Here is a 17,350-nt window from a genome sequence, read left to right as displayed (position 1 = left end):
ACTATACAACTCCCCCACTCCCGCTCCCGTTGGTCGCAGTCGCAGGGGGTTGTATAGTTGACCCCCGTAATACTTAACGGGGGTCTAAAGGTCTTCCGGCCGCCCGGCATCATCTAACATATCCTGATAGACCTTGGGAAGCCGGAAGCGGTAACCGATAAAGTAGACTTCGTTGTCGCCCATTTCGGACGGCTGAAACGTGTTAGCGTGCAGGACGCAGGGCGAACCGTCCAGCGGAGCCGTAGCGTACCCCAGGCGGGTTTCTACGCCGTTGCCGCTAGGTTCGCGGAGCCACGTAAGCGTAAGCCGGACAGGTTCAAGACCACCGCCAGCAGCAGAGCCGACCGCTTGACGCGGTTGCGGAATCAGAACGTAGTACCACCGCTGACTTTCGCCCAGGATACCATTTACCAGCGTACCCGCAAACCGTTGCACCGTGCCGGTTGCGCCCATCTGTTGTTGCAGGAAACGGGCGATTTTTTTAGCCTCAGAAAGCATACCTAAGAAATTGTTATTTCAGGGCAAAAGCCCACGTTGTGAAGAACATACAGCAGACCAAACGCGCCCGTAGCGGCCGAATCCAACACCGGGGCCAGGGACACCGCGTAACCCGCAGCCGGAGCCAGCGGGTAGGAGTCGTACACCAGGGCCGACAATGCGAAATCGGGATGCAGCGCCACTTGTGACACATCGGCCAAGCCCGCACCGGGCAGCGGCAGGTATTTGCCCGCTACCGTATCTCCTACGGCGTTTTCGGCCTCCGCCAGCAAATAGAGCAGCAGGAACGGAGCGGTAGCGTGCAAGGTGCAGGGCGCCACCCCCGAAGGAGGCAGCGCCACTTGCACAGCGGAAATCTGTAGACCCCGCATTACTCGGGCATCATTTCATCCATGACCACCGGAGCCGAGCGAATGCCCTGAGAGGACGGCAACGGCAGCGGTTCGACGTAGTGCGCGAGGGGCGCGGCCGTGCTGATTACATCGGGCACCGGCTCACCCACGGCCAGCGTAGGAGCTGCCATTTTTACCACGCCGTTAACGACCGGCATACCCGCCGTAACAACGCCTTTTGGCAGCGGTTTGACCATCGGCCAGAGATACTTGTACCCAGCCACCAGCGCCGCACCGAGCGCCAGCAAATAGCCCCAGAGGGGCAGAGACGACTTTTTGTAAGCCATTTGAACAAATGTTAAAGGGAATCGAAATGAACCGGGTCGTAGTAGCCAGGAAAGGCCGTGCCGCCCCAGCGGAGGCCGCAGAGCGCGGCCAGGGCCACAACCCCTGATTTTTCCCAGACGCTTTTTGGCGTTGCTTTGCGCAACACGTTGTTTCCGGCAGCATCAAGGAAGTTCACATCGGCCGATAACCCGCGTTCGTGCGATGACGAACCCGCCGCAGCGTTTCGCGGGTCGGCAGCGTGCAGCGCCGCTTGCTGAGCGGTAGAGCGCAGGCCCGATGTGATGATAGCGCGCAGGCCGAGGCAGACGCGACAGAGAAGGAAGAACACCCGCAGGCGCAACGCCGTGACGCGCTCCAAAGCTTTCAGCTTCGTTTCAACGTCGGGCGTAAATCCAAAATTGAGCATAAACCCAAACAAGGCCGTAAAGCCCACAAACAGCCATTTAACCATTGTAGGAGAACTTATGCCGGTCGAAGTACCCCACTTGCGGGCCGCGTGTTTTCGTGGCTTTGTCCCACACGTACACGATGCAAAAGCGGAAGTTGGGGAACTGGCAAAAGGACTGCCGGAGCAAGTCGATAGAGCGGCCACGCGGGCATCTATACTCGTTCCAAGCAGCCCCCTGATAGAACTCCTTACCTCCGTATTTGACCACCAGCAGGCAGGGCGTACGGAGCCGAGCCATTAGAACAACCGCTTGCCGTTAGTCAGGTAATAAGCCTGACCAGTAACAGCGTGACGAGCCACAGTCAAAGGACTGATACCAAGCGGCAGCAACACCCACTCATTAAGCGCAAACAACACACACGCAACGCCCAACAGGGCGAGAAGCTTTGTATTACTCATTTTTTTTTGTGGTAAGACACCAAAAACTATACTCCTACAGCATCCGCAGGGGGCGTGAGCGGGCTTTTTACGCCCGTCACGGCCATTATTTCGGCCATCCGTTGTTGGTGCTGCATGTCGTCAAGGCGGCGCTGGCGGGCTTCTTTGCGCGACTGGTAGCGGGCAAAAGCCGTAAAGAGCAGGTACACGACCACGTTAATAGCCGAGAACACCACGGCCGGCCACGTCAGGGGCACCGACGCAGGAGCCGGAACAGAAGGCAGCGAGTCCACAACGGACTCGGTAAGCACCTGAGCGAGAAACAGCGGCACCGCCGCCGAATAGCTGAACACCCGCATTAGAACAAGTAGGTATTCAGGAACGAGGTATGCTCATTGCCCATGTACTTACGCACATCGGCCGAGAGGCTATTGCCGCCCGTAATTTCCGAGTAGAACGGGTAGAGTACCGGAAGCCGAAGGGAAACCTTGCGTTGCACCACCTTACCGGCAGAGTCCCGCAGCGCAACCCCGTTGCGCATCATTACCCGCGTGTACTTTTTGAGCACGGCCAGGGCCGCGGCTTCGTCCTCACCAGTCATGCCCAGCAACGTATTCCAAAACCCTTTCTTGGTGCCAAACGCCGAGGCAAGTGCTTCGGCATCTTCCCGGAAGGTGGCAATATCCGCCGCCGTAGCGTTAGCATTCACAGCCGAAATCGTTGCTTGGTCTATCTGAGTCTGGGCCGTTTGGTTGGCCTTAACCGTTGCGGCTTGCGCCTGAGCTTGCGCCTGAGCAGCCGAGGCTTGCGCCTTAGCCGTGCCAATGGCCAGCACGTTCGTAACCCCGCTGGTAACGGTCGAGAGCAGCCCGCCGAATTTCCAGAGCAGCAACAGACCGCCGCCGAGCCAAACCAACACCTTGTTGGTACGGTAAAACCGTTGCCAGTTTTTAGGAAGCACGGAGCGCAGCAATAGCGGCCACACCAGCGCCCACCGCGTAGAGCGAGAGCGTAGCAGGGTCGAGTAATTGCCCCTGAATGCCGGGCAAAATGTTACGCACTTTAACCAGGTATTGCGAGTCTTCGGCGTAGCTCTTTTTCAGAAATTCCAGCAATTGCGCATCGCTGTAAATTTTCCAGTACGAAAGCCATTTAAAGTAATCCCGAATGCAATCGAGGTCGTTTGCGTATTTGCAGTATTTGCCATCTTTTCCGATAGCCACCGTATCCCGCTTGCTGGGGAACGTCATACCGAAAAAGTTGTGTGCACGTTGGTAAACATCCGACGTGAAATTGCGCGATTCTAGCACGGCCTGGGCAAGCGGCAGCGAGGCCGTTACGTTGCAGGACGGATAGAAGGCACGAACAGCGTAAAACGCTATCTGAAAGTATTTGTAATTCATACGAACGTATAGGGGCGACCCGAAAGCCGCCCCTACCCTATTCCGTTAATTACGCACGGGCTTTTTACCCGTATTTTCTGGGAATTGGATTTCCATTTGTTCCCGAAAGTGCTTGATAGTGGATTGCACCACTACGCCGACTTTAAAGAAATTATCAAGGGAATCCAACCGGGCCAGAATTGCGCGCCAGTTTTGCATAGACGTTAGCGTTTCATCCAGCTTTTACGGACGCGGCGAGTGCCTGCAATGGTGTTGACCAAATCAACGTGTTTGCCGTTGAATTTATCAGTAGTGCGGCACAGTTGCAGCGCACCGTTGGCGTATTGAATGAAGACGCGAGCTTGCATGATTTTATTTAACGAAAGTGCCGAAATAGCCCCCGTTGGGAGCTTTGGGGTTTACCACCATTTGGCGGTCGGGAATGGTGAGCTTGCCGGTTTCGGGGTTGTAAAAGCCGGTTTCGGTTTCCTTGCGGCCCGTTTTACCCAGCGTAAGCGTACAAACCCATTTTTCCGAGTTTTTACTCTTTGTCGTGGTGTCCGAGCAGGGCACCGCGACGAGCGAGAGGATTTTACGGTCTTGCACCTTCCAAGCGTTAATGCAGGGCGCATCAACGCGCTCTTTTCCGCCGTTGCCGTCGCGGCGCTGGTACGAGTCCTTAATCTTTGCCCCGGAGTGCTTGCCAGCCGTACCGCTATTGTAAGAGCCACGCCGCGAAGTACCGCGACGGGAAGAAGCACGGCCACCGCGTGAGCCCTCTCTATCCATCCAAGACGGAGCATACCCAGGACGACCACCACGGCTACCGCCGAACCGCAGGCCGGGCATAGGCCGACTATAGCGGTTGTTGTAAGGCCAAGCCATTAGTAGTAGCGACGACGCGAAGAATAAGACGAGCGGCCATAAGAGCCACGACCACCACCAGAGCGGCCGTAACCACGGCCGTAAGAGCTACCGCCACGAGCGTAGCCACCACCGTAAGAAGAACGGCGCGAATAACCGCGACGAGCGCCGCCCAGAGCGGACGCAGGAACGAAAACATAGGGCATTTTAGCGACGGCGACGGCCGTTGTAAGATTTTTTCGAGCGGAGTTTGCTCACAGCGAATGCCAACCCGGCAACGCCCACGCCCGCGAGGGCCAATAGTCCTTTGTTGGCAGAACCAGCCGAACCGCTAACAGCGGTAGTCGTACGCTCTGCGGCGCTTGTAAAAGCGGCCAGGGCGTTCGATGCAGTATTGCGAATCACTATTACTTGCGCTTAACCACGAGCGCGACGATAAGGCCCGTAATGAGGGCACCGAGGCCCGCAAAGACGTACCACTTGTTTTCCAGCCACGCCCAGGCACCGGCATTAACGGCCCGTTTACCGGACTCCGTTTGCATGTACTTTTCCTGTAGCGCGTCCTGGGTGCCGTTGATAGCCCCTTGAACACCCGTTTTTACCCATTCTTTAACAACGGGCGGAATCGTGAACGAGGAAGCAGGCAACGGGCGAGGCTCTTTTACCTGGGTAATAAGCCCCGTAAAGAGGCCGTTTGCCATGTCGGCAGAGACACCGTTGTTAGTCAGAAACGAGTTCACAGCGCCGGGCTGTGTCGTAAGGGAATTGACAATAGCAGATGCCGTTGTCGCAATTTCCCAGGGGAGTTTAAAACCCATTTATTTTCGTCGTTTCGGGCTTTTTTGGCCGGGCAGGAAGAACCAGAGCATACCCAGCAACGCCACAAGCCCGGCCCCTACCGGAACCAGCCAGGAAGGCAGCGAGGAAACCGCAGCAGCGGCCGACGAGACAGCAACCGGAGCCGTGCGGCCCGTTGCCCAGGCGGCATCGTCAGGCCCGTAGGACAGCACCGGAGCAGACGAGGACGGTTGCGGTATTGCTTCGACCACGGAAGGCGAACCACCGCCCAGAAAGCCCGTATAGTTGTAGCCAGCGGGCATGTTCGAGGCCAGACCAGAAGCCACCGTATTGAGCAGCCCGAGCGTATGACTCGTTACCTGGGGCGGAACCCCCAGCGCCGTAAGCGCGGCAGGCGCGATACTTTGCTGAAGGTGGGTAACGGTTTGCGCGCCATTGAAAAGAGCGCGCAAACCGCTCCCAATCAGAGTCGGCAAGGGACTAGTCTTCCATGTCTTCCACCAGCGTACTCACCAGCATCACCTGGTAAATAGGCAGCGGCGTACCGTCCGTTTGGATACGGACGTTGGTGGCATCCTTGCAGTCCAGATACGCGAAGTCGGACGTTGCGGAGCCGTGCATAATCACCTCCGTATTACCGGCAAGGTTTTCGTCCAAGTCTTTGTTGAAGACCGTTTGCAGCGTTTCAACGTCGTTTTTCCGGGCGTTGAGGCCAAGAATTTCGTCCATCGTATACACGTCGTCGTTACCGTTAGCGAACTTCAAGGTAACCTCTTCGACCCCCGTAGTGGTGAACGGATTGGTACGCTTCGTCGGAATGACGAGGCCAATAATGGAATCGACATTGATGTTTTTGTGCGACTCCAACACGTCCACTTGCACCCACTTGTAAATGTTGGTGCCGGTAACGCCACCGCCGAGCAGCGGCGAGTTGTTGTTGCTGCGGAACTCGTAGGTATGCCCCACAACCGCGTCTTTCAGGTAGAGCGAGGCGCGCTCTGTAGTGCCGAGGCGAATGCCAAAATCTTTCGCCAAATCAATTTCCAGCGTCAGCTTGGTAATTTCTGCCTGAGCGTCCCGAATTTCACGAATTGCGCCTTGACCAAATTGGGCATGAAACGCAATAGCGCCAAGCGGAATATCGGTATAAACGCGACGCAGACGGCCGCTTTTATCGGTGATATTAACCGTAATTGATTCGTTGAGCGAACCCAGGCGACCGTTAAGGACAGCCGGGCCAGTACGCACAACCTCAATCGTGCGCAAATTTTGCTCAATGTTTACACGCTTCGAGCGTGAATCGGCCGTAGCCGTAAAGGTTTCGTGAAACATAAATCTGTTTCAAATGGAAATGGTGGAAATGAGAAATACCCCTACCCTTTTTGGGCAGAGAAAGCACAATTATACCCTTGTTTTATGCCCTGGGAAATTGTATTTTGGGCAATCTCGCCATAATATAAATTATACAACAATTTAGTAGAGCGGAGTTGAACCCTTGGCAGCTATTTATTTTGGATCGTTACCTATTATTCTATATGTATCTGGCCCGGTATCTGGCCCGATTACTTCTTTGTTATAGATTGAGTTGGCTAGCTAAAACTACGGTTGTTCTTAATCAGTTGTTTCTTGCTTTTCCTTCTTTTATTGGTTTGCTAGCTGATTTTGGAATCATCTCGATTCGGTTTTGATATTATGCTTGTATCGCTTGTTTTAGGCTACTGATTGTTTTTTGGTGTCAAGATTGGTTGCTTCCCAATAATAAAGGCGTGTAGGTCTTGTTTAAGCTGCTTACGTGAGAGTTTGTCGTCCTCCTGCCCTTCCTTTTCCGCCTGTGTTAGATAGATTTATCATTATTTATTTGCGAGTCCATCCGGAATCAAGTTAAAGATAGTTTATAAAAGCACAAAAAGTTTATATTAGTAATTACTTTTTTGTGCTTTATTGACTGCTTTGTGCTTTTATCGACTTTATTTGCATACTCTCTTTTCGCCTTTCCTCATGCCTAAGACTATTGATTATCCCCGTACTGGCTATTTGTCGGCTTGGGAAGTTGCCGAAATCGTTGATGATACTGGGGGCAAATGCTCGATTGAAGCATGCGCACGCAAACTCAACCGCAAAGTGAGTGGCAGCTTTAAAGCTATACTTGGTTCTGCTGTCAAGTTTGGTCTGCTCACTAGCAAGCGAGAGATGCTAACCACCACCAACTTGTTTCGGCGGATCAAAAACGCCTATGACAAGAACGAGGAGAAGATTTACCACCGAGAAGCATTCCTTCATCCCCCCTTGTTTTCTCACATCTGCCGGAAGTTTCGTAACCGTGAACTACCCGTGCACATACTAGATGTTATGCTCGTGCGTGAGTTTGACGTGGAGGAAATCAATGCACAGAATGTTGCGAAGGCGTTTGTCGAAGGCGCGCGCATGGTTGATATTATCGATGAGAGGAATATCATAGCAGACATTGACCAGCTGGCTCAAGCAATGCCGCGACGCGACGTACTTGCTAGTCCCGAAATGCCCGTTAACCTCTTTCCCAATCAAGTGGCTTCGGAAACCAATAATGAAGCTGTGGTTGCTGCAAAAGCTTCTGATATCAGGCTAAGCGGAGTTGATGCTGTTTCTACACTTTTTGGACTGGTAGCTACCGGTACTCCTGCAAACACCACCGAATCCAATCCCACAATTCCACCTATAGATATGCCGAGGCCAGAAACCCTGGGCTTACCCAACTTACCTGCTAAAACTGCTGAAGCCCAAATACCATCCGGTGCTCCAATTGCGCCGCCTACGTCTCAACCTGTTCATTACACGATTCGAATCAGTGGTCCTGGTATTGACTCCCAACTGAGTGTGCAAGACCAAGATGATTTACTAATAGTGACTGCTCTGATCGACAAGATAAAAAAGCGGTTAGGCTGACCCTTCCCTATTGAGGCACATAAATGTTCTATAACTGGAAAACAATTATGTTAATCAGGAGAATCTAAACTTTCCAATTTCGCTACGTGCCACGTTCCATCGGAAACCTTATGCCCAATGGTAAAGCTGTCAAGGGGCGCAATTTTGACATTCTTACGCCAGCTCGCCGGAAAGCTTTCTCGTTGCAACCGATGGGAAGAATACACAATAACGGGGAGTGGCACGGATAGTAAATTCCCCTCGGTAGGTGAAACATGCCATACCGGCACCGGACGCTGGGCTGCCCAAATCCACTTGATATGCATTTCCTCGTTCAGACTAAAGACCGGCAACTTCTGACATTCGGGATGCTGGCTCACCACGGTCCTTAACGGACGCAGACCTGGGTCATCGCGCCGGCGCTGCCACTGAGGATAGGTGCCCATTAACAATGAAGTGAACCCGACGGTAACAAGGATGCCGCAGGCCAGAATTACGCTGGCTTGCGGTTGCCTTACTAAATTCCAGACCGCCCAGATGGCAATGCCCCCAAATACCGCAGTGCAACCCCAATACATCAGAAATTGTGCATGGTAACCGGGCAAATGAATTACCTGCAAGGCAACGGGTACTCCTACTCCTACTACAGCAAATAAACCACCCCAGAGACGAAGTAATCGACGGTCCAAACGAGTCTGGTGATTCGGCCCAAGCAGCCAGAAGCGAAGCATCCCACCTGCCAAAAGCGCCAAAGGGGGTAATACCGGTAGCAAGTAACGCTCCTTCTTTTCCGGAATCAACGTCAGTAAGACAAGGGTTATACTTACCCAGGCAAATAACTGAGTGTACGGCAAAAACCGTTGCAAACGCGGCCGTGCAAACCGCCACGCGAGTGCCGCTACGGCCGCAACCACCCATACGCCTGTAAAGACGGGGAACGACCAGTAATACCATACCGGCTGCACGTGCCGCTCTACCCACGCCGTGCTTTCATTGTGTGCAACCGCTGCTACTTCCGATGCATGCTTCGAGTAGAGAAACAGCGGCCAAGCCCCCCCCACGATAAGAGCCACCACCACTGCCCATGCAGCCTCAGGCAGGTGACGTTTGGCGGCCGCCCACCCTCCCCGCCACAGCCAGCTGGCGCAGAACGGCAACAGCATGCCATAGGGCGCTACGGGTCCTTTGCTGAGTACAGAAAGCCCAATTAGGACTCCGGCCAAACCAAACCACCCGAAAGCACGCACTGGACTTTGCCAGCCTTTCACCAAAGCTGCCAAAGCCCATACCATAAAACAGTAGCAATACACATCCCACCCGTTCCCATCGCGCCCCACAGTCAGCATGAGCAGCGAGGTAGCTAAGACCACAGCCCCCAGCCACGCCGTGAACCGATCGGAAGCCAAAAGCCGCGCCAGCCACCAAAAACCGAACACCAGCAGCGAAGCACCAAATGCAGAGGGCAGCCGCAACACGCCCAAATCGGTAGTGTTACTGGTGAGGTTCATGACAACCGCGACCAGCCACGTGGGCAACGGGGGTTTGGCAAGCCGCAACTCACCGTTCATGGTGGGCAACAGCCAAGAACCGCCGGCATGAATTTCTCGGGCAGCGACGAAATTCCGAGCTTCCATAAGGCCTATTTCCTGGGCCTCCAGATTAATAAAGAAACAGAAGTAGCACAATACAGCCAGCAGCAACGCTTGCACCCACGGCGACGACCAGCGTGGCCGACCAGCATCAGAATCAATCATGCACAATTAAAAATTACAGCTCAGCAAGCCCAAAGTACGCGAAAAGCCCCCTTGCCGATGCCTCGCCACTGCACGCATTTCTTCTACCTTTGCCCGCCCGTGACGTGACCGGAATCGGCATTCATGCGTACACGTGGCACTTTCTACTTGCTCTTCGGGTGCATGCATACGGTTTTGGTAACAGGTTGCGCGGGCTTCATAGGTTCGCATTTGTGCGAGCGGCTACTCGCCGATGGATTCAATGTGGTCGGCCTGGATAATTTCGACCCGTTTTACCCCCGACCAAGCAAGGAACGCAACCTGGCTACCCTGCGCAATCATGCCCGGTTTGCGTTTCACGAACTGGACTTGCGCCAGGGACCCACAGCGCTACAGGAGGCTATTGGATCGACTGCTATCGATGTGGTGGTGCATTTGGCGGCCAAAGCCGGGGTGGGACCGTCCGTAAACTCCCCGGTAGCCTACCTCGACAACAACCTGCTGGGCACCGCCCACCTGTTGGAATGGATGCGTACCCAACAGGTGACGCGTTTGCTCTTCGCCTCGTCGTCGTCGGTATACGGCAATACTGAACGGCGGCCTTTCCGCGAAGACGAGCAGTTGCAGCAAGCCTGCATTTCGCCTTATGCCACGTCGAAGCTGGCGGGCGAAGAGCTGACCTACACCTACCACCACCTGCACGGCCTGAGCGTTCTGAACACGCGGTTTTTCACCGTGTACGGCCCGCGGCAACGACCCGACCTGGCCATCCACAAGTTCGCCCGGCTGCTGCTGGCAGGGAAGCCCATACCGGTGTACGGCGACGGCTCAACGGCGCGGGACTATACGTTCGTTGGCGACACGGTGGAGGGAATTGTGCGTGGCATTCAGTACCTGCTGACGCACCCTGGCTGCTACGAAACCGTGAACCTGGGCAACAACCGCCCCGTGGCGCTGCTGGAGTTGATTGAGGCCATTGGCCAGGCCTTGCAGATTCAGCCCCAACTGGAGTATCAGCCTATGCAAGCAGGCGACGTGGACGTGACCTTCGCGGATTTAACCAAAGCCCAGACGCTGTTGGGCTATGCCCCCCATACCCCCCTGGCCGAAGGGCTGGCGCAATTCGTGGCGTGGTTACGAGCAACCCCGACCGAAGCGTGACGTCGCTCTGCCAATAGAAACATTGAATCAAGCTACGAATCCTTCGGGCTTCTTATCGTCGACGGCGGGCTGGGCTCCATGGGCGGCAGGAGTTTCCGCTGTTTCGCGGCGCAGCAACACAATGTTGCGGGCGTACACTACGGTGCCGAACACGTTGCCCATAATCAGTACCACATCGTGGCGCAGCAGGGCGTAAATGAGAATGAGCACAGACCCCACGAAACTTACTCCCCAGAAGCCCAACGGCAGCACCGATTCCCCTTTGCGTTCGGAATAAATCCACTGGTAGACGAAGCGCAACAGGAAGATGGTTTGGCCCACGGCCCCGAGCAGCAGCCAGCCACCGGGTATGCGGGTGCTGAGCATGGCCCGCAAACTCATATGGGCCGACCCGGTAACGAACCACAGCAGCGTGGCCAAGGGGAAGGCAAACGCGGCCGCTCGAAACACGACGTGCAGCTTGCGCCACTCGCCCAGCAGCTGCAGGTTGCGGATGTAAATGACGTAGCTGATGAGCTGCGCGGCCAGAATAACGGGGTCGTGCCGCAGCATGCCGTAGATAATCATCAGAAACGAGGATACCAGGCTGATCTGCCAGAACAGCGTGGGCACGAGTACCCGCTTGGCTCGCTCGCTCTGAATCCATTGCAGCACAATGCGACTCGAAAAGAGCAACTGCGACGTCAGCCCAATCAGCAATGCCAGCGTGTTCACCCACGGGCCGGTTCCCCAAGTACCCATCCCTCCTATTCCTGCGCCAAACCCGGGTGGTGCTTCTCCCCGATTTCGTAATTCTTCCAGCGCGAGCGAATCCAGCGGAAACCAAACGTATCGACTAGGGGCTTCCAGGCGCGGTTCCAGAGGTTATACTTGGCCGTGCCGGCAAAGCGCGGGAAATGCTGCACCGGAATCTGCTTCACGCGCCCACCCTGCAACTGCACCAACGCGCCCAGGAAACGGTGCATCCCGTGAAACAACGGCAGCCGGCGGGCGTGCTCAATCTTCATGATCTTGAGCGGGCAGCCGGTGTCCTGGATGCCGTCGTTGATGAGGGCCCGGCGGAAACCGTTGGCCACCTTCGAGGACAGCTTTTTCACCACCGAATCCTGGCGCTTGGCCCGGATGCCATTGACCATGTCGTACGCCGGGAAAAACTCGAAGAAACGCAGGAAATCCAGCGGCGTGGTTTGAATATCGGAGTCGATGTAGCCCACCAGCGTGGTGCGGCAGTGGTCGATGCCGGCCTTGATGGCCGTGGATAGCCCCCGGTTTTGCGCCAGCGACACGAAGGCGTAGCGGGCATCGCGCCGGCACACCTCCCGCAATAACGCCAGCGAACCATCGGTGGAGCCGTCGTTGATAAACAGAACGGTGGTAGCGACCGGGGTTTGCTCCAGGTACTTGTTCATCTCGATGACAAACTGCGGCAGGCTTTCTTCTTCGTTGTACACGGGCACCAGCACCGTGAGGGACTGCGTGGCCAGGTACTTCGGATCGGCGGGGGGCATAGGCAAGGGTAAAACGCGGCGCGAAGGTAGCAAACGAATCAGCGGGACTCGTTGCCGGGGTACGCGGCCCATTGGCTCGGTGTTGCCGCCAAGCCACACAGCCGCTCATCAGGTATGTTCGGCACAGCGTGCAACGCTTGCGCCCATTGTTGGACTCACTGGGCAAACCCACTGTAGTTAGACGCATCCAATGAAGCCTTCCACCGTTACGCTTGCCCTGCTGGTTGCGGCCAGCACCTGCTGGAGCCAGCGTGCCAGCGCCCAAACCCCCACTGAAGCGCCAGCGCCGCGTACTCACGCCCTCAAACTGGGGCTTCAGAGCTCTGAGTTGAACAGCGACCTGCCAACGCTCAGCTACGAATGGCTGATAGCCCCGCGGCTCAGCACCGAAGCCACCATCGGCTACGACGGGTACACCCACCGGGGCGGGGCCGACTATTTTACCGATGCCGGCGTCATCAGGTACCAGGCCAGTTCAAAGGTGCGCCGGGTGGCGGCTTTCGGCCAGGCGCGGTATTTCCTGCAAGCCAGCAAACCGGCCCTTATCGGTTGGTACGTGGGCGCAGGACTGCAGGCCCGCTACGAGCACGCGCGCACAAACCACTCGCAATCCGGCGACGGCATCGAAGACCAGCACGTCACCACCACCTACAACAGCTTTAAAGTCAACCCGCAGTTCCGGGTGGGCCGGCAATGGGCCCTGGGACGACGTCTGAGCCTGGATACGTTCCTAAGCCTAGACGTCAGCCGCCCAAAACGTTTGGCAGGCGACCCAACATCGGCTTTGCGCTTCACGCCGGGCTTGGGCCTGCAGCTCGGCTACCGGTTCTAGGTACTGGTTCTAGATGCCTTCGGTGTCGGAGCGCCGCTGGCCGGTTGAAATAGTGGAATGGCGCTGCCGGAGTACCTCGATTACGTCCGGCAGCGCCAGATCCGATGCCGCCAGCAACACCAGCAGGTGGTACAGCAAATCGGCGGCTTCGCCCGGTAGCCCGGCCCGATTGCCGGCCACGGCGTCGATAACCGTTTCAACGGCCTCCTCGCCTACTTTCTGGGCAATTTTGGGCAATCCTTTAGCGAAGAGCTTGGCGGTGTAGGAGTTTGGCTCTTCGGTGGGGTTGGCCCGGCGGCGCTGCACCAGGCGCTCCAGTTCGGCCAGAAACCCTACCGGCGCGGCCGGATACACAGTTTCGTTGGCCTGCTCGAAGCAACTGGTAGTGCCGCGGTGGCAAGTTGGCCCATCGGGCCGGGCCCGGATGAGCAGCGCGTCGCCGTCGCAATCGGGATGCAAGCTTTCCACCGCCAGAAAATGGCCGCTGGTTTCGCCCTTGGTCCAGAGGCGGTTCTTGGAACGCGAGAAAAAGGTAACGCGGCCTTCCTGCTCGGTTTTGCGCAAGGCTTCCTCGTTGACGTAGCCCAGCATGAGCACCTGCCCGGTATCGGCGTCCTGCACCACGGCGGGAATAAGCCCGCCCATTTTATCGAAGTCGAGGGTCATGGTAGTTATTGGCAGCTGATTGCAGGCCGTTGGCGGATTCACGGTGGTTCAAAAACGGGGTGTTTGCTCAGGCCTTTACTTTCCTCTCAGCCAGTGCGCTTCCGATACGTACAGGCACGCCGGCGTCTTGCAGGTGTTGCTTCAAATCCGGGATGCCGATTTCGCCGAAGTGGAAGATGCTGGCGGCAAGGCCGGCATCGGCTTTGGCTTGTTGGAATACCTCGGTAAAATGCTCCATGCGCCCGGCCCCGCCCGAGGCCACCACGGGCACCGGCACAGCGGCACACACGGCCCCGGTCAGGTCGAGCGCGAAACCGTCCTTGGTGCCGTCGTGGCTCATAGAGGTCAGCAGGATTTCGCCGGCACCGCGCTCGGCCACCTCGCGGCACCAAGCCACGGCGTCGCGGCCGGTGGCTTGCGTGCCGGCGCGGGTGTATACCTGCCAGCCCGCCTCGGGGCTGAACCGGGCGTCGACGGCCACCACAATGCACTGCGAGCCGAACCGCCCGGCCAGTTCGTCAATCAACTCGGGGCGTTGGAGCGCGGCCGAGTTGATGCTGGCTTTGTCGGCCCCGTTCAGCAGCAGGGCTTCCACATCGGCCACCGAGCCGATGCCGCCGCCCACGGTGAAGGGAATGTCCAGCTCCCGGGCTACGTCGCGCACCAGCGTCACCAGCGTTTGCCGCTTCTGATTCGTCGCTGTAATGTCGAGGAACACCAGCTCATCGGCGCCCTGCCGGGCGTACTGGGCGGCCAGGGCCACCGGGTCGCCGGCGTCGCGCAGGCCCTCAAACCGGACCCCTTTCACGGTGCGGCCGTCTTTCACGTCGAGGCAGGGAATAATGCGTTTGGTCAGCACGGGAAAAAAGGATTTGCTTGATGAAGGGTAAAGAGAAATAGGCCAGGACGGCTTACGCCACAAACCGCCGCAAATCGGTCAGCTGAATGGTGCCTTCGTAGATGGCCTTGCCGATGATAGCCCCGTGCAGCCCGGCCGCCTGCAGGGCCTCCACGTCGGCCAGCGTGGTAACGCCGCCACTGGCCACCACCTGCGCTGCGGGCAATTGGTCGATGAGTTCCTGGTAGGCTGACAGCGCCGGGCCTTGCAGCTTGCCGTCCTTGCTCACGTCGGTACACACGAAAGTGGTGGCGCCCACGGCCAGGTAGGCCGCCACAAACTCGCGCAGGGTCCGCTCCGACTGCTCGGCCCAGGCATTAATGGCAATGCGCTGGTCGCGGAAATCGGCCCCGATGATGATACGCTCGGCCCCGAACGCCTGCAACCAGTGCTGCACGGTTTCCGGCTCGCGCACGGCAATGCTGCCGGCCGTGATTTGCGCGGCGCCCGCATCGAAGGCCTGCCGCACGGCATCCTCCTGCTGCAAGCCGCCGCCAAAATCAATCACGAGGCTGGTGTGGCGGGCAATACGCTCGAGAACAGCCAGGTTCACGGGCCGCTTGGCGCGGGCGCCGTCCAGATCCACCAAGTGTAACCGGCGCAGGCCGTGCTGCTCGAAGCGCTGGGCCACCGCCAGCGGGTCCGAATCGTAGGTGGTTTGTTGGGCAAAGTCACCTTCGGTCAGGCGCACGCACTGGCCGCCGATAAGGTCAATAGCCGGAATGATTTCCATTGTGGGAGCTAGGTACGCGGTTGCTCATGCGTGGTGAGTGTCTTGTCAGGCATGAGCAACCACGCACTACATTACAGGGTGAGGAAGTTTTGCAGAATGCGCGTGCCTACGGCTCCACTTTTCTCGGTGTGAAACTGCACGGCGTAAAAATTCCGATGCTGCACCGCCGCACTGAACGGGGCCGGATACCGGCCCTGGGCAATGGTGTAGTCGCCCACCGGGGCGAAGTAGCTGTGCACGAAGTACACGTAGTCCCCTTCGCGCAGGCCCGCAAACAACGGTGACTGCAGTGCGTGCAAGGTGTTCCAGCCCATGTGCGGCACTTTGTAGTCGGCGGATGCCGGAAAGCGCTGCACCGCAAAAGGTAGAATCCCCAGCAAGTCGGTATCGTTCTCCTCGCTGTGCGTGCCGAGCAGTTGCATCCCCAAACAAATGCCTAGGAACGGCTGCGTGAGCGTGGGTAATAGTTTGTCGAGCCCTTGCGTCCGCAGCTCCCGCATGGCCGAGGCCGCTTCGCCCTCGCCCGGGAACAAGACCTTGTCGGCCCGCCGAATGGTTTCGGCGTCGGCCGTTAACGTAGCACTGACGCCCAAGCGCTCCAATGCGAACAGGACCGACTGCACGTTGCCGCCTTTGTAGTCAACCACCGCTATGTTCATTTGTGTATGCATTTGATCTACTCACAGTCATTATACATTTGAGTAACAACTCCAAATTTGACGCCGGATGAAGTTTACTCATTTGCATTACCATTTGAGAAAACCTACAGCACTCCTTTGGTGCTGGGTATTTCCATCTGGCTGAAATCCCGCGCTATTGCCATACGAGCAGATTTGGCTACTGCCTTAAATATGGCTTCGATCTTGTGGTGTTCGTTCTCGCCGCTGCAATGGATATTGAGGTTGCACTTAGCAGCATCGGCGAAGCTTTTAAAGAAATGGTAAAACATTTCCGTTGGCATATCACCGATTTTCTCCCGGCGAAACTCGGCATTCCACACCAGCCATGGCCGGCCCGAAAAGTCGATGGCGGCCTGCGCCAAAGAATCGTCCATGGGCAGCAGGAAACCGTAGCGGGCCAATCCGCGCTTGTCACCGAGGGCTTGGGCAAACGCTTCGCCCAACGCCAGAGCGGTGTCTTCGATGGTGTGGTGCTCGTCGATGTGCAAGTCGCCTTGTACTTCAATCAGCATGTCCACGCCGCTGTGCTTGCTGAGTTGATCAAGCATGTGGTCGAAAAAACCAAGCCCGGTTTTTATACTATGCCGCCCGTCACCGTCCAAGTTCAACTCGACGCGGATTTTGGTTTCGTTCGTGTCGCGTTGTACCACGGCGGTGCGGGCCGGACGTTGCCGCAGGAATTGGTAGATGGCTTCCCAACTTGTGGTGGTGAGAGCGGCGCGCGGGTCCGGCTCCTCTCCTATTAGGATAGCTTGGCTGCCGAGGTTCGCGGCCAGCTCCACATCGGTAAGCCGGTCGCCGATGACGAACGAGTTCGGCAGGTCGTAATTGTTGGCGGCATCCAGGTAGGCCGTGAGCATGCCGATTCCCGGCTTGCGCGTGGGCAGGTTCTGGTGGGGAAAGCTGCGGTCGATGTGGCTGCTGGCAAACGCGACGCCTTCGCCCTGCAGGATATCCAGCATGAGCTGCTGCGCGGGCCAGAAGGTGTCTTCCGGAAACGACTCGGTGCCGAGCCCGTCTTGGTTGGTCACCAGCACCAACTCGTAGTCCAGCTCGCGGGCGATGCGCGCCAGGGCGCTGATGGCACCGGGCACAAAGGCAAACTTATCGAGGCTATCGACTTGCTGGCTGGGTTGCGGCTCCACGAGGATGGTACCGTCGCGGTCGATGAAGAGAACTTTTTTCATGGG

The 17,350-nt window shown here is 57.0% G+C and carries 23 protein-coding genes; 3 read left to right on the top strand and 20 right to left on the bottom strand.

All coding sequences use genetic code 11. The features are described from left to right. Positions 1-84: 84 nt before the first annotated feature. The 12 genes from F0P96_RS04440 to F0P96_RS04390 form a co-directional block, all read right to left on the bottom strand. A complete protein-coding gene (locus F0P96_RS04440) occupies positions 85-498 on the bottom strand; it encodes a hypothetical protein (RefSeq protein WP_151077573.1) in 414 nt (137 codons plus the stop codon). Between the two features lie 2 nt (positions 499-500). Next, a complete protein-coding gene (locus tag F0P96_RS04435) occupies positions 501-803 on the bottom strand; it encodes a hypothetical protein (RefSeq protein ID WP_151077572.1) in 303 nt (100 codons plus the stop codon). A 65-nt stretch (positions 804-868) separates the two neighbouring features. After that, positions 869-1,177, bottom strand: coding sequence for a hypothetical protein (locus F0P96_RS20870; protein ID WP_160619957.1), 309 nt, complete (start codon positions 1,175-1,177; stop codon positions 869-871). An 11-nt stretch (positions 1,178-1,188) separates the two neighbouring features. Then, positions 1,189-1,629: a M15 family metallopeptidase gene (locus F0P96_RS04425; RefSeq protein WP_151077570.1), complete on the bottom strand. Its 441-nt coding sequence runs from the start codon at positions 1,627-1,629 to the stop codon at positions 1,189-1,191. Between the two features lie 422 nt (positions 1,630-2,051). Continuing rightward, positions 2,052-2,315 carry a hypothetical protein gene (locus F0P96_RS04420; protein WP_167291158.1) on the bottom strand — a complete coding sequence of 88 codons (264 nt, stop codon included), beginning with the start codon at positions 2,313-2,315 and terminating at the stop codon, positions 2,052-2,054. A gap of 47 nt (positions 2,316-2,362) precedes the next feature. Then, positions 2,363-2,965, bottom strand: a complete 603-nt coding sequence (locus tag F0P96_RS04415; protein WP_151077568.1) for a hypothetical protein — start codon at positions 2,963-2,965, stop codon at positions 2,363-2,365. Next, positions 2,955-3,407 carry a glucosaminidase domain-containing protein gene (locus F0P96_RS04410; protein ID WP_151077567.1) on the bottom strand — a complete coding sequence of 151 codons (453 nt, stop codon included), beginning with the start codon at positions 3,405-3,407 and terminating at the stop codon, positions 2,955-2,957. Before F0P96_RS04410 ends, F0P96_RS04415 begins: the two co-directional genes overlap by 11 nt. Before the next feature lie 203 nt (positions 3,408-3,610). Next, a complete protein-coding gene (locus F0P96_RS20865; RefSeq protein WP_160619960.1) occupies positions 3,611-3,754 on the bottom strand; it encodes a hypothetical protein in 144 nt (47 codons plus the stop codon). 4 nt (positions 3,755-3,758) lie between these two features. Next, positions 3,759-4,235 (bottom strand): immunoglobulin domain-containing protein, encoded by a 477-nt coding sequence (locus F0P96_RS20860; RefSeq protein WP_167291155.1) that lies wholly within the window; start codon positions 4,233-4,235, stop codon positions 3,759-3,761. 422 nt (positions 4,236-4,657) lie between these two features. Further along, positions 4,658-4,951 (bottom strand): hypothetical protein, encoded by a 294-nt coding sequence (locus tag F0P96_RS04400; RefSeq protein WP_151077565.1) that lies wholly within the window; start codon positions 4,949-4,951, stop codon positions 4,658-4,660. A 117-nt stretch (positions 4,952-5,068) separates the two neighbouring features. Continuing rightward, positions 5,069-5,500: a hypothetical protein gene (locus F0P96_RS04395; protein ID WP_151077564.1), complete on the bottom strand. Its 432-nt coding sequence runs from the start codon at positions 5,498-5,500 to the stop codon at positions 5,069-5,071. Positions 5,501-5,528: 28 nt separating this feature from the next. Further along, complete coding sequence (locus tag F0P96_RS04390) at positions 5,529-6,380, bottom strand: hypothetical protein (protein WP_151077563.1); 852 nt, start codon at positions 6,378-6,380, stop codon at positions 5,529-5,531. A gap of 666 nt (positions 6,381-7,046) precedes the next feature. Between F0P96_RS04390 and F0P96_RS04385 the strand changes: the two genes are divergently transcribed. Then, the gene (locus F0P96_RS04385) at positions 7,047-7,970 is read left to right on the top strand and encodes a hypothetical protein (protein ID WP_151077562.1); all 924 of its coding nucleotides are present in this window, start codon (positions 7,047-7,049) and stop codon (positions 7,968-7,970) included. A 50-nt stretch (positions 7,971-8,020) separates the two neighbouring features. Here F0P96_RS04385 and F0P96_RS04380 read toward each other — a convergent pair whose 3' ends face one another. Next, on the bottom strand, positions 8,021-9,703 hold the full coding sequence (locus F0P96_RS04380) for an ArnT family glycosyltransferase (protein WP_151077561.1): 1,683 nt from the start codon (positions 9,701-9,703) through the stop codon (positions 8,021-8,023). A gap of 162 nt (positions 9,704-9,865) precedes the next feature. On the opposite strand from F0P96_RS04380, the gene F0P96_RS04375 reads away from it, so the two are divergent. Continuing rightward, complete coding sequence (locus tag F0P96_RS04375; RefSeq protein WP_151077560.1) at positions 9,866-10,843, top strand: GDP-mannose 4,6-dehydratase; 978 nt, start codon at positions 9,866-9,868, stop codon at positions 10,841-10,843. A 27-nt stretch (positions 10,844-10,870) separates the two neighbouring features. On the opposite strand, the gene F0P96_RS04370 is transcribed toward F0P96_RS04375, so the two are convergent. Further along, positions 10,871-11,584 carry a lipid-A-disaccharide synthase N-terminal domain-containing protein gene (locus F0P96_RS04370; protein WP_151077559.1) on the bottom strand — a complete coding sequence of 238 codons (714 nt, stop codon included), beginning with the start codon at positions 11,582-11,584 and terminating at the stop codon, positions 10,871-10,873. A gap of 5 nt (positions 11,585-11,589) precedes the next feature. Next, positions 11,590-12,351, bottom strand: a complete 762-nt coding sequence (locus F0P96_RS04365) for a glycosyltransferase (protein ID WP_151077558.1) — start codon at positions 12,349-12,351, stop codon at positions 11,590-11,592. Between the two features lie 190 nt (positions 12,352-12,541). Here F0P96_RS04365 and F0P96_RS04360 point away from each other — a divergent pair, with 190 nt between their 5' ends. Then, positions 12,542-13,183 (top strand): hypothetical protein, encoded by a 642-nt coding sequence (locus F0P96_RS04360; RefSeq protein ID WP_151077557.1) that lies wholly within the window; start codon positions 12,542-12,544, stop codon positions 13,181-13,183. Between the two features lie 9 nt (positions 13,184-13,192). Here F0P96_RS04360 and hisIE read toward each other — a convergent pair whose 3' ends face one another. The 5 genes from hisIE to hisB all read right to left on the bottom strand — a co-directional run bounded on the left by hisIE (position 13,193) and on the right by hisB (position 17,347). Continuing rightward, a complete protein-coding gene (gene hisIE / locus F0P96_RS04355) occupies positions 13,193-13,849 on the bottom strand; it encodes a bifunctional phosphoribosyl-AMP cyclohydrolase/phosphoribosyl-ATP diphosphatase HisIE (RefSeq protein ID WP_151077556.1) in 657 nt (218 codons plus the stop codon). A gap of 67 nt (positions 13,850-13,916) precedes the next feature. Further along, positions 13,917-14,708 (bottom strand): imidazole glycerol phosphate synthase subunit HisF, encoded by a 792-nt coding sequence (hisF, locus tag F0P96_RS04350; RefSeq protein ID WP_151077555.1) that lies wholly within the window; start codon positions 14,706-14,708, stop codon positions 13,917-13,919. A 52-nt stretch (positions 14,709-14,760) separates the two neighbouring features. Then, positions 14,761-15,480 carry a 1-(5-phosphoribosyl)-5-[(5-phosphoribosylamino)methylideneamino]imidazole-4-carboxamide isomerase gene (gene hisA / locus F0P96_RS04345; protein WP_151077554.1) on the bottom strand — a complete coding sequence of 240 codons (720 nt, stop codon included), beginning with the start codon at positions 15,478-15,480 and terminating at the stop codon, positions 14,761-14,763. Positions 15,481-15,551: 71 nt separating this feature from the next. Beyond that, positions 15,552-16,151: an imidazole glycerol phosphate synthase subunit HisH gene (gene hisH / locus F0P96_RS04340; protein ID WP_338074384.1), complete on the bottom strand. Its 600-nt coding sequence runs from the start codon at positions 16,149-16,151 to the stop codon at positions 15,552-15,554. Between the two features lie 92 nt (positions 16,152-16,243). Continuing rightward, positions 16,244-17,347, bottom strand: coding sequence for a bifunctional histidinol-phosphatase/imidazoleglycerol-phosphate dehydratase HisB (gene hisB, locus F0P96_RS04335; RefSeq protein ID WP_151077552.1), 1,104 nt, complete (start codon positions 17,345-17,347; stop codon positions 16,244-16,246). Positions 17,348-17,350: the final 3 nt, after the last annotated feature.

Origin of the sequence: Hymenobacter busanensis (assembly GCF_008727865.1) — a bacterium.
In the GTDB taxonomy this organism is placed as follows: Bacteria; Bacteroidota; Bacteroidia; order Cytophagales; family Hymenobacteraceae; genus Solirubrum; species Solirubrum busanense.
The sequence above is the reverse complement of the archived record's forward strand: the minus strand, read 5'-3'. Positions and strand labels throughout refer to the sequence as shown.

What these genes read in the sequence shown, in the direction of transcription:
- F0P96_RS04365 (WP_151077558.1), bottom strand. Translation starts at nt 12,351, where the DNA reads ATGCCCCCCGCCGATCCGAAGTACCTGGCCACGCAGTCCCTCACGGTG.
- F0P96_RS04370 (WP_151077559.1), bottom strand. Translation starts at nt 11,584, where the DNA reads ATGGGTACTTGGGGAACCGGCCCGTGGGTGAACACGCTGGCATTGCTG.
- hisIE (WP_151077556.1), bottom strand. Translation starts at nt 13,849, where the DNA reads ATGACCCTCGACTTCGATAAAATGGGCGGGCTTATTCCCGCCGTGGTG.
- F0P96_RS20870 (WP_160619957.1), bottom strand. Translation starts at nt 1,177, where the DNA reads ATGGCTTACAAAAAGTCGTCTCTGCCCCTCTGGGGCTATTTGCTGGCG.
- F0P96_RS20865 (WP_160619960.1), bottom strand. Translation starts at nt 3,754, where the DNA reads ATGCAAGCTCGCGTCTTCATTCAATACGCCAACGGTGCGCTGCAACTG.
- F0P96_RS04425 (WP_151077570.1), bottom strand. Translation starts at nt 1,629, where the DNA reads ATGGTTAAATGGCTGTTTGTGGGCTTTACGGCCTTGTTTGGGTTTATG.
- F0P96_RS04390 (WP_151077563.1), bottom strand. Translation starts at nt 6,380, where the DNA reads ATGTTTCACGAAACCTTTACGGCTACGGCCGATTCACGCTCGAAGCGT.
- F0P96_RS04440 (WP_151077573.1), bottom strand. Translation starts at nt 498, where the DNA reads ATGCTTTCTGAGGCTAAAAAAATCGCCCGTTTCCTGCAACAACAGATG.
- F0P96_RS04400 (WP_151077565.1), bottom strand. Translation starts at nt 4,951, where the DNA reads ATGGCAAACGGCCTCTTTACGGGGCTTATTACCCAGGTAAAAGAGCCT.
- hisA (WP_151077554.1), bottom strand. Translation starts at nt 15,480, where the DNA reads ATGGAAATCATTCCGGCTATTGACCTTATCGGCGGCCAGTGCGTGCGC.
- F0P96_RS04385 (WP_151077562.1), top strand. Translation starts at nt 7,047, where the DNA reads ATGCCTAAGACTATTGATTATCCCCGTACTGGCTATTTGTCGGCTTGG.
- F0P96_RS04375 (WP_151077560.1), top strand. Translation starts at nt 9,866, where the DNA reads ATGCATACGGTTTTGGTAACAGGTTGCGCGGGCTTCATAGGTTCGCAT.
- hisB (WP_151077552.1), bottom strand. Translation starts at nt 17,347, where the DNA reads ATGAAAAAAGTTCTCTTCATCGACCGCGACGGTACCATCCTCGTGGAG.
- F0P96_RS04360 (WP_151077557.1), top strand. Translation starts at nt 12,542, where the DNA reads ATGAAGCCTTCCACCGTTACGCTTGCCCTGCTGGTTGCGGCCAGCACC.
- F0P96_RS04410 (WP_151077567.1), bottom strand. Translation starts at nt 3,407, where the DNA reads ATGAATTACAAATACTTTCAGATAGCGTTTTACGCTGTTCGTGCCTTC.
- hisH (WP_338074384.1), bottom strand. Translation starts at nt 16,151, where the DNA reads ATGCATACACAAATGAACATAGCGGTGGTTGACTACAAAGGCGGCAAC.
- F0P96_RS04380 (WP_151077561.1), bottom strand. Translation starts at nt 9,703, where the DNA reads ATGATTGATTCTGATGCTGGTCGGCCACGCTGGTCGTCGCCGTGGGTG.
- F0P96_RS20860 (WP_167291155.1), bottom strand. Translation starts at nt 4,235, where the DNA reads ATGCCCGGCCTGCGGTTCGGCGGTAGCCGTGGTGGTCGTCCTGGGTAT.